Genomic DNA, 15,485 nt, shown 5'->3' with positions numbered 1-15,485 from the left:
GCCATGGGAAGGTGCAAACGCGCGTCAATTCACGACGTGAACAAAGTACTCGTTGCGCACGAGTCTGTATCGAGCGACCACCAGCGTGGCAGCAGTTGCTGAATGCGCGGTTCGGCGAAGCGGTCATCGATCAGCATCACCACGCCACGATCTTCACGGGTGCGGATCACCCGCCCGGCGGCCTGCACCACTTTCTGCACGCCCGGATACAGATAGGTGTAGTCGTAACCGGCGCCGAAAATCGCCGCCATGCGCCGTTTCAACTGTTCATTGACCGGGTTGAGCTGGGCCAGTCCCAGGGTCGCAATGAACGCGCCGATCAGCCGTGCTCCGGGCAGGTCGATGCCCTCGCCGAACGCACCGCCCAACACGGCGAAGCCGATGCCCTGGCTGTCGGCGGTGAACTGATCGAGAAAGGCCTGCCGCTGCCCTTCGGCCATGCCCCGGGACTGTTGCCACAGATTGATCTGCGGATGGCGTTCGGCGAGCAGCGTCAGCACTTGTTGCAGGTAATCGAAGCTGCTGAAGAACGCCAGGTAATTGCCCGGGCGCTCGCTGAACTGGCGGGCGATCAGCTCGACGATCGGTTCCAGCGACGCCTGGCGATGATTGAAACGCGTGGAGATACGGCTGACGATCTGCACTTGCAACTGTTCGGCGCTGAAGGGTGATTCGACGTCTATGCATACCGTGTCGGCGGGCGTGCCGAGCAGATCGGCGTAATAGCGCCGTGGGCTCAGCGTCGCCGAGAACAACACGCTGCTGCGCGCCGCTTTCAGCCGCGGGCCGATGAACGCCGCCGGCACCACGTTGCGCAGGCACAACTGCGACAGCGGCCGCTTGCGCTCAAGGTCGCGCTTACTGATGTCGAACAGGTAATGCTCGTCGAACAGCTCCGCCACCCGGCCGAACTGCAGCATGTCGAAATAGAAAGTTTGCAGCGCGCTGTCGAGTCCCTGCGGATGATCATTGAGGTAGTCGCCGATGGCCGCGCTGCACAGGGACACCGCTTGCAGCAGTTTCTCCGGGGCCTTGTCGTAGGCTTGATACGGCGCCAGTTGCGGCTGATGCAGCGCGTTCCACTCGCGGTTGACCCGTTGCAGGGATTTTTTCAGCACCTCGGGGGCCGTCTTGCGCACACTGGCCAGCGCGGCCTGATCGAGACTGGCGCTGTACATCGAACGCCCACGTTCGACCAGGTTGTGCGCTTCATCCGCCAGCACCGCAACCTTCCACTGATTGAGCTGGGCCAGACCGAACAGCAGCGCGCTGAAATCGAAGTAATAGTTGTAGTCCGCCACCACCACGTCGGCCCAGCGGGCCATTTCCTGGCTCAGGTAATACGGGCACACCGTGTGCTCACGGGCCACTTCACGCATCGCCGCCTGATCGAGCAGATTGATCCGGCTGGCCGCTTGGCGGGCGGCGGGCAGCCGATCATAAAAGCCCTGGGCCAACGGGCAGGACTCACCGTGACAGGCTTTGTCCGGGTGTTCGCAAGCCTTGTCGCGGGCGACCATCTCCAGCACCCGCAGCGGCAAGCGTTCAGACTGATCGAACAACACCTGACTGGCATCCAGCGCCAGTTTGCGCCCCGGGGTCTTGGCGGTCAGAAAGAACACCTTGTCCAGTTGCTGCGGCGCCAGTGCCTTGAGCATGGGGAACAGCGTGCCGAGGGTTTTGCCGATGCCGGTGGGCGCCTGGGCCATCAGGCAGCGGCCGGTGCTGACCGCTTTGAACACCGATTCGGCCAGATGCCGCTGGCCGGGGCGAAAGTCGGCGTGGGGAAAGCTCAATTGCTGCGCGGCCAGATTGCGCGCCTCGCGATGGGCCATTTCTTGCTCGGCCCAGTTCAGGAACAACCGGCATTGCTGTTCGAAAAAATCCTGCAAGGCTGGAGCATTGAAGGACTCGACCAGACAGGTTTCCTTTTCGCTGACGATGTCGAAATACACCAGCGCCAGATTGATCTGCGCAAGCTCCAGCTTGCGACACATCAGCCAGCCGTAGATTTTCGCCTGCGCCCAATGCAACTGCCGATGGTTGGCCGGTTGCTTGCTCAGGTCACCGCGATAGGTTTTGACTTCTTCCAGACAGTTCTGCGCCGGGTCATAGCCGTCCGCCCTGCCCCTGACCTTCAACTGCAGAAACTCGCCCTCCAGTGCCACTTCGCTTTGGTATTTGTCGTTGCGCCGCGAGGCCACGGTGCGGTGCCCGAGCATGCCTTCGAGGGCTGTCGGCGAAGGGGTAAAACGCAGGTCGAGGTCGCCGGTCTTGGCGGTGAACTCGCATATGGCACGGACGGCAATGCTGTAGCTCAAGCGCTCTGCTCCGCCCATTGCACGTAGCACACGGCGACCGGCATCTGGTGTTGGTGGCAAAATTCCAGCCAGCGCAGTTGGTTGTCCTGCAAGCGGTCACCGGGGCCTTTGACTTCGATCATCCGGTAGGTCTTGTGCTGCGGCCAGAACTGGATCAGATCCGGCATGCCGGCGCGATTGGCCTTGATGTCGAGCAGCAGGCGATTGAACCAGTGCTTGAGGTGTTCCGCCGGCAAACACGCCAGCGCCTGCTCCAGCAGTTGCTCATTCAACGCGCCCCAGAACACGAACGGCGACTGCACGCCCCATTTGGCGGCGAAGCGCTCACGAATGGTCGCCGCATAACGGCCGTCGTCGAGTTGGTCGAGGCAAGCCTGAAACAGTTCGGCGCGGCGTTGCTGAAAGTCTTCGTTGAGCAGATCCACCGGCCCGCGCTGGAACGGATGAAAGAACGCCCCCGGCAGCGGCGCAAAAATCGCCGGCCAGCACAACAGGCCGAACAGCGAGTTGATCAGGCTGTTCTCGACGTAGTGCACCGGGCCGCTGTCTTCGTGCAAATGCGCCTGCACGTAAAACTCCACAGACAATCCCGGATCAGTGCGCGGCAGTTGCAGATCGAGGCGCTCGACCGGGCGTGGCGTTGCCCGTTTGAGCGGCGGCCCGCCGAGTTTGCGCCGCAGCCGTGGCAGCATGCGTTGCAGGCTCTGCTGCTCCGCAGCGCTTTCCGGCGCCTGTTCGGCGAGGCTGGCGAGCTCCAGCGCCAGTGCGTATTCGCCGCAGCGCTCCAGCACGCGGATCATTCGCTGACGGGCGCCGGGGTAGGTGCAATCGCGGTAAATGCTCAACGCCAGGGCGAACTCGGCGACGCGCTCGCAATACTGGCCGATCTGGAACAGCACCTTGCCACGCCGCCGTTGCAGCCACGGGTTGTCGAACTGCAGCGCGCTGACCTGCTCGACAATGGGCTCCAACGGTTCACCGGCTTCGAAACGCTGTTGACACTGATGCAGGAACAGGCAGGCGTCAACGTCTTCACGGCTGCGCAGGCCACGGGAGTCAGCGCAGAACTCGACTTTTTCGTAGGTAAAGATCCCGAGGTCGGCGAGGACGAATTCCGACCAGTCCTGATACAGGTTGCCGAAGAACATCAGACGCAGGCGGTCGCACAAGTCCATGATGGTCAGGCTGAGCAAGCAGTCGCCGAGCGTCGGCGCCCAATCACAGAGGCTGCGCGACTCGCTGAATTGCTCGGCGAGCGCCGGCAGCCATTCGTCCTTGCGGCCCTTGGGTTGCTCGATAAAGCTGCCGAACGCCTGCAGCAGTTCAGCCTTGAGCAACACGTCGAACACTTCGGGCATGCTCAATAAAGCCTGATCGTCGAGCCAGCCGTGACGCAACAACGGCTGCGCGGCGTTGCTGATGTCCCCGATTTCCGGGTAGTTGAGTTTGCCGAAGCGGAAATGCACGCCCTTGCGCATTATCATGCGCACCAGCAAACCCTGCGAAGCGCGTGGCAAGGCCTTGAAGTCGCGGATAAAGCCGTGCTCGGATTCGCTCATCACATCGGCATAGCGAAGTTCAAGCCAATCAAGCACTTGCCGGAAGTTGTTGAGGTAATAGAACGGATCGTCGAGCGGGTTGGCAGTCACGGGAATTCAGGGCCATGGCGAGCGAATACTGGTTATGCGTACAGATACCAGCTCTGCCCCGTCGCGTGCAAACGGAAAAAGATCAGTGGCAGCGGCAATCGGGATTTTTTCAGGGTGCCATCGAACTTTTCCCGGTTCGATGGCACCAACCGCGTTAGAGACCGAAGTCGGTCAATTGATATGGAATGAGGTATTTGAGGTGGGTATGAACATCAAGACTCTGGGTCTTCCCCTGGCGGTAGCAGCCTTCCTGGCATTGGGCGGCTGCTCGACACCAACCGTGGTGACCTTGCAGAACGGTACTCAGTATTTGACCAAGGACATGCCGAAAACCAAGAACAAGGACGGGTTCTATGAATTCGAGGATATTTCCGGGACCAAGGTGAAAGTCCGCTCCGATGAGGTCGCGACCGTACGCAAGGAAGACTGACACCCCGTTTTACCTGTAGGAGCTGCCGCAGGCTGCGATCTTTTGATTTTGATTTTAAAAACAAGATCAAAAGATCGCAGCCTGCGGCAGCTCCTACAGGGGAAGTGTTATCCGCCTGGGTTATTCGAAAGCAGGCAAACCCATAATGCTGTGATCACAGCTGAAATACTGCTCACCGCGCCGCGCCAGCTCGGCTTGCAGACGCCGGCAGCGTTCCAGATCCTGTTGGGTCATGCGGTCAATGCTCAGATTGCCAGTGGCTTGCGCCTGTTTGTCATCACCGCGCCGAAACGTCACGAACGGCTGTTCGGGCTGGATCTGAAACAGGCTTTTCTCTTCGACCGGCTCGGCTGCTTCGGTCTTCGCCGGTTTCGGCAATTGGTCACTGCTGATGCCGTAGCGGCTCAGAATCGAGGTTTGAGGCAGATCGGCCCAGGCATTGGCCGATAACAGCGCCAGTCCGACAATCCCGACATACCCCTTGAACCTTTTCACGTGTGCATCTCCTGTACTCAATGGCGGCTGGCTATAGAACGTGTGTGCACGTGCTGGCTTTAGGCCGCTTTTGCTGTTTGCAGAGCTTTTGAGTCAGGGTGTGGCTGTTGAGTCACTTTTGATACCGAGTAATCCTTCAATCGCGGGCAAGCCCGCTCCCACAGGTTATAGGCCGTTCACAAAGCTTGTGTACGCCGCAAAACCCTGTGGGAGCGGGCTTGCCCGCGATGGCGTCCTTACAGACGCCGCTTCAACCTCAGGCGATCACAATTCCATCGGCACTGAGGCTATTCAGCGCCACCCCAACCAATGTCACCGAATCCCCACCAAACTTCAGCACCGTGTCCTGCCCCACCATCGAGGCATGCGCGCGGAAGTCGTCATTGGGCAACACACCCTGGACGCCAAGGAATACCAGTTTGTCATTCGACGTAAAACCCACCACCCGATCCTGACCGAACGCGCCGTTGAACAGGAACGTATCCGCCCCGCCCCCCGATTCCATCAGGTCATTACCGGCGCCACCGACAAACACATCATTGCCGACGCCGCCAATCAAATGATCGTTGCCATCCAGACCAAACAACCAGTCACCGCTGGCATTTGCCTTGAGCGTGTCGGCGCCGCTGGTGCCTTTGACACTGGACTCGTACTGCGTGACATTGCTGCCGACCTTCAGACCGCTAGCCGTGACGCTGTGGGTCACGTCGTCCTTGAACAGGCCCCAGAGGAAGCCCGGCTCCTTGGTGACGATGCTGCCGATGTCGCGGGTGATGCTGATCCCGCCGTTGGCGTCGCGCACGTACAGATTGCCGGCGCCATCGTTGGCGAAGTCGAAGCTGTTCACCGATTTCTGCAACTCGAGGGTGTTGTTGCCAGCGCCACCGAGGATGACGTTGTAGCCGCCAGCGTCGCGGAAGGTGTCATTGCCGGCGCGACCTTCGAGGTAGTCGTTGCCGCTGCCGCCCTGGATCAGGTCATTACTGTCACTGCCGATGATGAACGTGCTGCCCTTGTGGGTTTCGGCGTTGCGGTTCAGATCCTGCACCCAGGTGTTGGCCCGCGCCGGATCCGACAGGTTGGCGACGATGATCGTCGAGTCCTTGCTGGTCAGATCGTAGAACTTCGACTCGATGATGCGGTTCATGCCGTCGCCGTAAGCGGTCGGCAAGTGCGAGATCCAGGTCGGGATGTTGAGGATGGAGAACGGCAGCAGATTCCACGCGGTCGAGGCGTAGTGATCGTTGAAGCTGACGATGTTGTCGGTGGCCGATTCCTTGGGCGCGTCGTGCACGCCGACCGAGGCGCCGGTGAAGGTCGAGCCGTCGAGGGCGCGGAACACCGGATCGTTTTCGTAACCGACGTTGAGCACCTTGTCGGTGCTGCTCTGGGTCGGCGAGGCGTAGGCGATGTAGTTGGAATCGGCGAAGAATCCGCCCCACTTGCCACCGCTCAGATCGGCCATGCTGTTGACCGCCAGCCCGCCGAGGCTGTGGCCGCTGACCAGCACGTCCTTGCCCGAAAGGCCGTTGGCCTTGGCAAACGCCACCACGTCATTGAGCAGATTGCCGAACGCTTCGCCGACGTAATTCTTGGCGTAGTCCTTGGGACCGAACGCTGCCAGCAGGTCGTTGATCACGTCGCCGATGGAATCGAGGATCAGGTTTTCCCGCGGGCCACTGGTGCCGCGAAAGGCGATACCGATTTCGGTGAGATGGCCCTGGGCGTCGTACTTGCCGAGGATCTCCACCTGGGCGGTGGTGTAACCGGCCTTCTCGCCGAAGAAGGTTCCGCGCGCGTCGGTCTTGCCGTCGTAGCCCAGCTGCGAGGCGGTGATTGGTGTCCAGCCAGCCTTTTTCACCGCGTCGAGGGCGAGTTTTTCCGAATCGGGGTTCCACGGAATACCGGGGATCACCCCTTGCGAATCGGTGCCGCCGAGCAGCGCGGTGACCAACGTGGCGGGCAGGCCGAGGCCGAAGCCGTTGTGCTGATAACCGGCGGCAAAACCGTTATCGAGGTTGTGATAGGAATACAGCGTGATCGCCATGGCATCGCTGAACAGCGCCTTGGAATCGGCTGTGCCGAAGTTCTTGTAGTCATACACACCCATTGCTATTGCCTCTCTTTTGTTGGAATTGTCAGAGATAGCTCACAGCCAGGGCGCCCCTCACGGGCACGCCCCGGAGCATTTCAGTACTACTTGCATTGCTTTTAACTGTAGGAGTGAGCCTGCTCGCGATGAGACCGTGTCAGGCAACATGGATGGAGACTGACTCACCGCGATCGCGAGCAGGCTCACTCCTACAGGGTTTGTCTTAACAAGGAGCTAGGCGAACACGAACGCCGAGTCCGACAGGTTAGCCACTCCCACCCCGACCAGGGTCACGGCATATTCGCCAATCTTCAGCACGGTATCGGCCCCCGACTGCACAGCATGCTGCTTGTAGTCGTAGCCCTGCCCCGCGCCTTCGACGCCCATGAACACCAGTTTGTCGCTGCCCTGGTAACCATTGATCGCATCAAAACCGAACGCGCCGCTGAACAGGAAGGTGTTGTTGCCACCCACTGCCGTCATCACGTCATTGCCGGCACCGCCGACGAAGGTCACGTGGCCCTTGTCGCTGATCAGCTTGTCATCGCCACCCAGCCCGAACAGCCAGTCACCGTCGGCGCTAGCGTGCAGCGCGTTGCCATACGCATCGCCGTTGAGCGAATGGGTGTACTGGGTCAGTTCGCTGCCATTGGTCAAACCCTTGGCCGTGACGCCCCAGGTGATTTCCTTGCTGCCCCACCACGAACCCGACTCCTTGCTCACCAACGCGCCGATGTCGCGGGTCATGCTGATGCCGCCGTAGGCGTCGCGCACGTACAGCGTGCCGTCACCGTCGTTGGCGAAGCTGAAGTTCTGCAGCGGTTTCTGCAGCTCGAAGGTGTTGTGGCCCTGACCACCGAGGAGGATGTTGAAACCACCGTCATCGCGGAAGCGGTCATCGCCGCCCAGGCCTTCGAGGAAATCGTTACCCGCCCCGCCCTTGAGCCAGTCGTTGCTGTTGGTGCCAATGATGAAAGTGCTGCCGGTGTGCGGCTCGCCGCTGCGCCCCAGATCCTCGACCCAGGTCTTGCCCCGGGACGATTCCTCAAGGTTGGAGACGATGAGGGTCGAGTCCTTGTGCGTCAGGTTGTAGAACTTCGAGTCGATCACCCGGTTCAAGCCATCGGCATACCCGAGCGAGCTGTGGGCCGACCAGTTCAGCGGATTGACGATGCTGAACGGCACCAGGTTCTGCGCGGTGGACGCATAGTTGTCGGTGAAATTGACGATGTTGTCGGTGGTCGACTCGTGCGGCCCGTCGTGCTTGCCCAGCGAACCGCTGCTGAACGTGGTGCCGTCCAACGCACGGAACACCGGATCGTTTTCGTAACCGATGTTCAGCACGTTGTTGCCGGTGCTGCTCTGGGTCGGCGAAGCGAACGCGATGTAGTTGGCGTCCTTGAAAAACCCGCCCCAATTGCCGCCGCTCAACTCGGCCACGCTGTTGACCCCGAGGCCACCGAGGCTGTGGCCGCTGAACAGCACGTCCTTGGCAGCGATGCCGTTAGCCATGGCGAACGCGGCGACAGCCTTGAGCAGGTTGTCGAAGGCGTTTTTCGCGTAGTTGCTCGCGTAATCCGATGGGCCGATGGCGGCCAGCAGGTTGTTTTTCATGTCGCCGAAGGTGTCGCTGTAACCCAGCCCGCCGGTGCCGCGAAAGGCCACGCCGATGCCGATCAGCTTGCCGCCGGCGTCGTACTTGCCGAGCACCTCGGCCTCGGCGCTGCTGAAGCCGTCCTTCTCGCCGAAGAACGTGCCTTGGGCGCCGACCTTGCCCTGATAACCCAGCGCCGTGGCGCTGAGCGGTTTCCAGGCGGTGGCCGGCAACGGCTGGCCGGTTGGCGTGTAGGCATACAGCGTCAGTGCGATGGCATCGCTGTACAACGCTTTGCCGTCGGCATTTTTATAATCGAACAATCCCATGTTGTGCTCTCTCTTCCTTCAAAACCGGCAGCCCCCAAGAGACTGCCGGCACGCCTTTAGAACTGCCAGTCGAGGGTCAGACCCACACCGTGGTCTTTCTCGTTGTTACCGATCAGTCCGTTGTAGTCCAGGTTGACCCGAACATCGCGATTGAGCGCCAGCCCGGCGCGTACGCCGACCACCGCCGCGTCACGATCCATCGACACACTCTGCACAGTGAAGGCGCTGTTGCCATTGGCGAAGGCCAGGTGGCTGTCAGCATCGACACTGCTCAGGTTGTGCTGCCAGCCGAGGGTCGCACCCAGTTCCAGCTGATGTTTGTCCGACAGCGCGAAGCTGCGTTTGGCGCGTACGCCAAGGGTCGACAGCACCACGTCGCGGTTGTCTTCGCCGCTCTTGAGCGCCGCAGCATCACCCTTCTCGGTGAAGCTGTCGGTGTTCAAGTGCACGTACGACAGGTTGGCGAACGGCTCCAGATTCATCGGTTGCAGACGCAGATCGTAAGCCGCTTCGGTGAACACCTGAGTGGTCGCCGCATCGTGCTTGGTTTTCTCTTTGCCGCTGACGCCTGCGAACTGCAGATCACGCTTCACGTCCACGCGGTGCCAGCTGTAAGCCGCACCGGCGGTCAGGCGCAGCGCATCAATCTGATGCCCCAGGTACGCACCCAGATGGTAGCTGTCGACCGAGGCCGACGAATGCGTGCCGCCGCCCATGTTCAACGAGCTGTCGCTATAACCGGTAACGAAACCCAGACGCGTATCTTCAGCAATCAAACCGTCGACACCGGCCAGCAGCCCGCCAATGGAGCTGTTGGAGTCGGCGTTTTCATGGCCGCCATCGCTCTTGCCCCACGAACCCAGTACCTTGACCCAGGCGTTGCTGCGGTCGTCGGTCGGTGCGTCGGCATTGAACAGATCACGCTCACGCAGACGCTCGCCCACCGCTTCACGCAGGTAGCGGCTGTCGTTGATCAGCATCGTGCCGATGGCCGGGTGAATCTCGCCGGACAGTTGCTGGAAGGCTTGTTGCGCCGACGCCGCGTTCGGCGACAGCAGCAGGGTTTCGAACAGCGCATTGCCCGCGCCCAGACCCTCGGCAGCCGCGCCAACCGCACGCTGGTTCGGGGTCAGACCGACACTGGCGAACGATGCGCCGTTGCGCCCGACGTCCAGTTGCACGCCGTTTGCCGAGTACGCCAGGGTGCCGCCGAGGAACGCGTAGTTCGGCAGCACTTGCCCGAACTGTCCCTGGATGCCACCGGCCGCTTGCAGGATGTTGAACCGCGAACCGAGCAGGCTCTTCACTTCAGTCGTCGTCAGCAAGGTCGGGCTGTTTTCCAGCGACAGACTGACCGTGGCGCCATCAATCACCGCTTTGCCACCGGCAACGATCTTGTCGCTGCTGGTCGGCGAGACTTCCACCGCGTAGGTCGAACCGCGCTCGAAGGTCACGTCACCGGCGACGTTCAGCGTGCCGATCGAGTTGCCCGGGGCGACGGTACCGCCGCTTTTCGCAATCAGCGCGCCGATGCGGCCGTTACCGCCGAGGATGCCGCTGTCGTTGACCGTGACCGCCGAAGCCAGCGAGCCATTGATCGCCAGACGCCCCTGATTGACCAGAGTCGGGCCGCTGTAGGTGTTGTTGCCGGTCAGCACCAGCGTGCCGATGCCCTGCTTGGTCAGGCCGCCGTGACCGGAAATGTCATTGCGCCAGGTGTCGAGGCCGCAAGTGATGTCGGTGCAGACGCGCTCGGTCGGTTTGCCCTTGTCGATGATCGCGCCGATGCCCGGCAAGTCCGCGACAAACTGCCCGGAACCGTAGGCCCCCTGAATGCGGAACTCTTCCGGGATGTCCTGCTCGGTGACGAACATCGCCGGGCCGTCGATGCCTTTGCGCAGGTTGATCATGCCCCAGCCGAACAAGGCGTCGATGCCCGGTGCGCCGAGGTCGGTGGCGGTGGTACGCAGCACCGTGGCGACCTGATCGCCCGTCATGTACGGGAAGCGCTCCATCAACACCGCCATCGAGCCGGCCACGTGTGGCGCGGCCATCGAGGTGCCGTTGTAGTTCTTGTAGCCGGTGGTCAGGTTGTCGGCGTTGGTGCCGCTGATGATCGAGCTGTAGATCTGCGTGCCCGGCGCCGAGACGCAGAAGCTCGCGGTGTAGCCGCAGCGCGAGGAAAACGTACTCATGATGTACGGATTGGCGCTGGCCAGATCCGGGTTCTTCTGCAACGCGGCGACGGTGATCCAGTTCGGCGCGATGTCCGGCACGAAGTAGCCGAGGCCGGCGATGGCGTCCGGGTTGTTCAGGTTGTAATCGTTACCGGCGGCGAAGATCGTCACGATGCCGCTGCGGGCGGCGGCGATGGCGCCGTCGTAGGCGCCGCCGGGCTTGGTGCCGAGCAGCGTACGGATTTCGTTGAACTGCAATTGCGCGTCGTTGACGGTGAAGTGCGGATACGCCGGGTCGCGGCCGCCGAGGTCGAACCGGTCAGTGATGCCGATGCCCCAGCTGTTGTTGATGATCCGCGCGCCACTGGCGATCAGCGCATCCCAACCGGCCTTGTACACCGCGCCGTCGTTGCCACGGACGATGCCGTCTTCCGGGCCCGGGTCACCGTTATCCGCGCTGATGATCTGCGCACCGAACGCCACGCCGTGCATCGGCCCGCCGTCACGGCTGCCGGCAGCGATGCCACCGACGTGGGTGCCGTGGGCACCGAGCTTGCCGTCGGAACCGACCGAGGGCGAACCGTCATAGCGGAACGCGTCCCCGGCTTTGACCGGGATGTACGGGTCGGTGTATTCGCGGATCCCGCTGGTGACCAGGGTGATGACTTTATTGGCACCGGAAAACTCCGGGTGCGCGGCGTACACCGGCTGGTCGAAGATCCCCAGTTTCACACCTTTGCCGGTGTAACCGGCGGCGTAGGCGTGATCCGCGCCAATGGCGCCCAAGCCCCATTCCGCCTGGAACTCGGCGCTGCGCCAACTGGCGGGATCGCCGCTGCGGCCGCTTTCCACGTAAGGCGCCGCGTGCGCGGTGCCCCAGGTGGTCAGCGCACAAATCACGGCGCAATTGAGGGTTTTCATGGCGAAGCGACCGCCCGTTTGCGCGGGGGTATTGTTGTTATTCATCCAGCGACCTTCCTTAGTGTTGTTGCGAAAAATCCGTGTACCAGGCCCACACCCGAGCATGGGAAATAACGCTTGTGGCGAGGGGATTTATCCCCGATCAACTGCGCAGCAGTCGCACGCCCGGACGACTATCGGGGCCGCCTCGCGTCCCATCGGGGATGAATCCCCTCACCACAGGTGTGTGCTCACATCCCCCTGTAGGAGCTGCCGCAGGCTGCGATCTTTTGATCTTGTTGTTAAAAAATCAAAGTCAAAAGATCGCAGCCTGCGGCAGCTCCTACAGGGGACGTATTCACCCTCCGTCAGAACTGCCAGTTCAGGCTCAGCCCCACGCCGTGGCTCTTCTCGCGGTTGGCCAGTTGCCCGTTGTAATCGAGGTTGACCCGCACGTCCTTGCTCAATGCCAGGCTGGCTTGTACGCCGACCAGCGCCGCGTCACGTACCAGAGCCGAACTCTCGACCGTGTACGGCGCGCTGCCGCTGGCGAAACGCAGATGCTGTTCGGCGTCGATGTCGCTCAGGCTGTGCTGCCAGCCGAGGTGGCCGCTGACGTCCAGCGACTGCTGATTGGACAAATTGAAGCCCTTGACCGCGCGCACACCGAGCGTACTCAGCACCGCATCACGCTGCTCGCCCGAGCTTTTCAGCGCCGCCGCATCGCCCTTTTCAGTGAAGCCTTCGGTATCCAGATGCACGTAAGCGAGGTTGGCGAACGGCTCCAGCGCCAACGGTTGCAGGTTCAGCCGGTAAGCCGCCTCACCGAAAACCTGCGTGGTGGCCACATCGACCTTGGCTTTCTGTTTGGCGCTGACATCGCCGTATTGCAGATCGCGCTTCACATCGCCGCGATGCCAGCTATAGGCCGCGCCGGTGCTCAGGCGCCAGGCGCCAATGTCATGACCGGCGTAAGCGCCGAGGTGATAGCTGTCGACCTTCGCCGACGAATGCGTGTCCGAGCCCATGTTCAGCGAGCTGTCGCTGTAACCGGTGACCAGACCGATGCGGGTCTGCTCGTCCAGCGCGCCGTCAACACCGGCGAGGAGACCACCGATTGAGGTGCTGTAGCGCGAAGTGTCGTTACCGGAGTTGGTCGCCCCCCAGGCGCCGAGGGCCTTGATCCAGCCATTGCTTTGCGTGGCGTTGGCATCGTGCAGACGTTCGCCGACCGCGTCGCGCAACTGGCGGCTGTCATTGATCAGCATCGAGCCGAGCGCCGGGTAGATTTCGCCGCTCAATTGCTGGAACGCCTGTTGCGCCGAGGCTGCAGACGCCGACAGCAGCAGGCTTTCGTACACCGAATTGCCGGCGCCGAGGCCTTCGACGGCGGCCGCCACCGCACGCTGATTCGGGGTCTGCCCGACGCTGGCGAACGAGGTGGCGTTGCGCTGAATGTCGAGCTGAATGGCGTTGGCCGTGTAGTCGAGGTTGCCGCCGATGAACAGGTAATCCGGCAGCACCGCGCCGAACTGGCCCTGAATACCACCGGCCGCTTGCAAAATGTCGTACGAATGGCCGAGCAGGCTGCGGGTTTCAGTGGTGCTGAGTAGGGTCGGGCTGTTTTCCAGCGACAGGCTGACCGTGGCACCGTTGATGCTCGCGCTGCCGCCGGCAACGATGCGGTCGCTGCTGGTCGGCGACAGCTCGACCGCGTAGGTCGAGCCTGGGGCGAAGGTCACGTCACCGGCCACGCTCAAGGTGCCGATGGAGTTGCCCGGTGCTACGCGGCCGCCGCTGTTGGCGAGCAACGAGGCGATCCGCCCGGAACCGCCGAGGGTGCCGCTGTCGTTGACGGTCACCGCCGAGGCCAGCGAGCCGTTGACGCTGAGCAAGCCGCCATTGACCGTGGTCGGGCCACGGAAAGTGTTGTCGCCGGTCAGCAGCAAGCGCCCTGCCCCGGACTTGATCAGGCTGCCCTGATAGACCCGCGTCGCCGCTGCGGCATCGCGCGCCATACCGACGGCGTAGTCGGTCTGATCCTGCTGAGTGGCGCCGGCCGGAATACCGTTCTGCCAGCCCTTGTCCTGCAAGGTCTGCTGCCAGGCGCCGTGTTCGGCGAGGTCATCGCGCTGGCGCTGAATCAATGCCTTGTCGGAGATGTCATTGCTCCACACATCGCTTTGCCCGGCCGCCAGGTTGGCATCGAACGCGCCGAGCAATTGCCCCGGCCCGCGCATCGCCCGGTTCAGGTTGGCCACGCCCCAGCCGACCCGCTCGGTCGGCGCATCGGTAATCGAGCCGTCGAGTTGCGTGGCGGTGGTCAGCAGCACTTCCAGCGCCTGCTGATTATTCATGTACGGGTAGCGTTCCATCACCAGCGCCAGTGCCCCGGTAGCGTGCGGCGCGGCCATCGAGGTGCCGGACTTGATTGCGTAATCGCCACCCGGAATGGTGCTGTCGATCTTCGCCCCCGGCGTGGTGATGCACCAGTATTTGGCGATGCCGCACTGGTTGTATTTCTGCTGATTGCTTTGGTCCAGCCCGGAAACTGCCAGCCAGTGGCCTTCGAGGTCCGGCTGAAAGTACGGCAACGCCGAGCGCACGCTGGCATTCGGGTAGCCGCTGTTACCGGCGCTGAACACGTTGATCACGCCACGGCGCGAGACGTCCGCCGCTGCATCGAGCCAGGTGCCCTGATTCCAGTGCTGGGCGTAAGCGGCATGCAGATCGGCCAGGGTGCGATAGCTGACGTCCGGCGGCTGACTGCCCCAACTGTTGTTGATTGCGCGCACGCCGGCAGCGGCCAGGGCGTCATAGGCGGCTTTGAAATAGCGCGGATCGGGTTTCGGGCCGAACAGAAAGCTGTCGTTGTTGTTGGTGTTGCCGACGTAGATTTGCGCGTTGTACGCCACCCCGTGCATGCCGGTGCCGTCACGGCTCGCGCCCATGGTGCCGACCACGTGGGTGCCGTGGGAATCGTTGTTGGGGTTGAGGGTGCCGTTGACGTTGAACAGCGAGCCGTCGACGTAACTGCCGGAGGCCATTACCGGGTGATAGCGGTCGCTGGCGAACTCGGGATGAGCGGCGTCGAAACCGGAATCGAGGGCGCCGATTTTCACGCCTTTACCGGTGATCCCGGCGGCGTAAGCCTGATCGGCCTGCATCCGCGCCAGGCCCCAGTCGCGCTGGAATTCGGCGCTGCGCCAACTGGCCGGATCGCCGGGCTTGCCGGTTTCAAGGTACTGCGCGTTGGCTTGCGCAATGGAAACTGCGAGCAACAGAGTGCCGACCGCTGCCGGCTTGATGCGTACTTCCATGTTCACCACTCACTTTTCTTATGTTTTTGTTATGACCCGTTTCGCCGGGCGAGCACTTCTTGAAATATCGAGCGAGTCTATTTGTGGCGAGGGAGCTTGCTCCCGCTGGCTGCGCAGCAGCCCAAAATCTTGTGAGCGCTACGCACTCAAGCGGGAGCAAGCTCCCTCGCCACAGGTT

The 15,485-nt window shown here is 62.1% G+C and carries 8 protein-coding genes; 1 reads left to right on the top strand and 7 read right to left on the bottom strand.

What is annotated here, in order from left to right:
• Positions 1-29: 29 nt before the first annotated feature.
• Both ACM6I7_RS19785 and ACM6I7_RS19780 read right to left on the bottom strand, forming a co-directional pair.
• Positions 30-2,321, bottom strand: coding sequence for a helicase C-terminal domain-containing protein (locus ACM6I7_RS19785; protein ID WP_414889102.1), 2,292 nt, complete (start codon positions 2,319-2,321; stop codon positions 30-32).
• Positions 2,318-3,970, bottom strand: a complete 1,653-nt coding sequence (locus tag ACM6I7_RS19780; protein WP_414889101.1) for a VRR-NUC domain-containing protein — start codon at positions 3,968-3,970, stop codon at positions 2,318-2,320. The genes ACM6I7_RS19785 and ACM6I7_RS19780 overlap by 4 nt, the downstream gene beginning before the upstream one ends.
• A gap of 205 nt (positions 3,971-4,175) precedes the next feature.
• On the opposite strand from ACM6I7_RS19780, the gene ACM6I7_RS19775 reads away from it, so the two are divergent.
• A complete protein-coding gene (locus ACM6I7_RS19775; RefSeq protein ID WP_041064149.1) occupies positions 4,176-4,400 on the top strand; it encodes a YgdI/YgdR family lipoprotein in 225 nt (74 codons plus the stop codon).
• A gap of 120 nt (positions 4,401-4,520) precedes the next feature.
• On the opposite strand, the gene ACM6I7_RS19770 is transcribed toward ACM6I7_RS19775, so the two are convergent.
• From ACM6I7_RS19770 to ACM6I7_RS19750, 5 genes are all read right to left on the bottom strand, one after another.
• Positions 4,521-4,895 carry a hypothetical protein gene (locus tag ACM6I7_RS19770; RefSeq protein WP_097087458.1) on the bottom strand — a complete coding sequence of 125 codons (375 nt, stop codon included), beginning with the start codon at positions 4,893-4,895 and terminating at the stop codon, positions 4,521-4,523.
• A 256-nt stretch (positions 4,896-5,151) separates the two neighbouring features.
• Complete coding sequence (locus tag ACM6I7_RS19765) at positions 5,152-7,005, bottom strand: polyurethanase (RefSeq protein ID WP_414889100.1); 1,854 nt, start codon at positions 7,003-7,005, stop codon at positions 5,152-5,154.
• Between the two features lie 216 nt (positions 7,006-7,221).
• A complete protein-coding gene (locus tag ACM6I7_RS19760; protein ID WP_414889099.1) occupies positions 7,222-8,910 on the bottom strand; it encodes a polyurethanase in 1,689 nt (562 codons plus the stop codon).
• Positions 8,911-8,966: 56 nt separating this feature from the next.
• Complete coding sequence (locus ACM6I7_RS19755) at positions 8,967-12,053, bottom strand: autotransporter domain-containing protein (RefSeq protein WP_414889098.1); 3,087 nt, start codon at positions 12,051-12,053, stop codon at positions 8,967-8,969.
• A 302-nt stretch (positions 12,054-12,355) separates the two neighbouring features.
• Positions 12,356-15,307 (bottom strand): autotransporter domain-containing protein, encoded by a 2,952-nt coding sequence (locus ACM6I7_RS19750; protein WP_414889097.1) that lies wholly within the window; start codon positions 15,305-15,307, stop codon positions 12,356-12,358.
• Positions 15,308-15,485: the final 178 nt, after the last annotated feature.

The sequence above is a fragment of the Pseudomonas sp. IT-93MI4 genome (assembly GCF_949767635.1).
GTDB classification, from domain to species: domain Bacteria; phylum Pseudomonadota; class Gammaproteobacteria; order Pseudomonadales; family Pseudomonadaceae; genus Aquipseudomonas; species Aquipseudomonas putida_A.
The sequence above is the reverse complement of the archived record's forward strand: the minus strand, read 5'-3'. Positions and strand labels throughout refer to the sequence as shown.

Bases quoted from the DNA above. Each gene is read 5' to 3' on its own strand.
- ACM6I7_RS19775 (WP_041064149.1), top strand. From the start codon at position 4,176: ATGAACATCAAGACTCTGGGTCTTCCCCTGGCGGTAGCAGCCTTCCTG.
- ACM6I7_RS19750 (WP_414889097.1), bottom strand. From the start codon at position 15,307: ATGGAAGTACGCATCAAGCCGGCAGCGGTCGGCACTCTGTTGCTCGCA.
- ACM6I7_RS19760 (WP_414889099.1), bottom strand. From the start codon at position 8,910: ATGGGATTGTTCGATTATAAAAATGCCGACGGCAAAGCGTTGTACAGC.
- ACM6I7_RS19765 (WP_414889100.1), bottom strand. From the start codon at position 7,005: ATGGGTGTGTATGACTACAAGAACTTCGGCACAGCCGATTCCAAGGCG.
- ACM6I7_RS19755 (WP_414889098.1), bottom strand. From the start codon at position 12,053: ATGAATAACAACAATACCCCCGCGCAAACGGGCGGTCGCTTCGCCATG.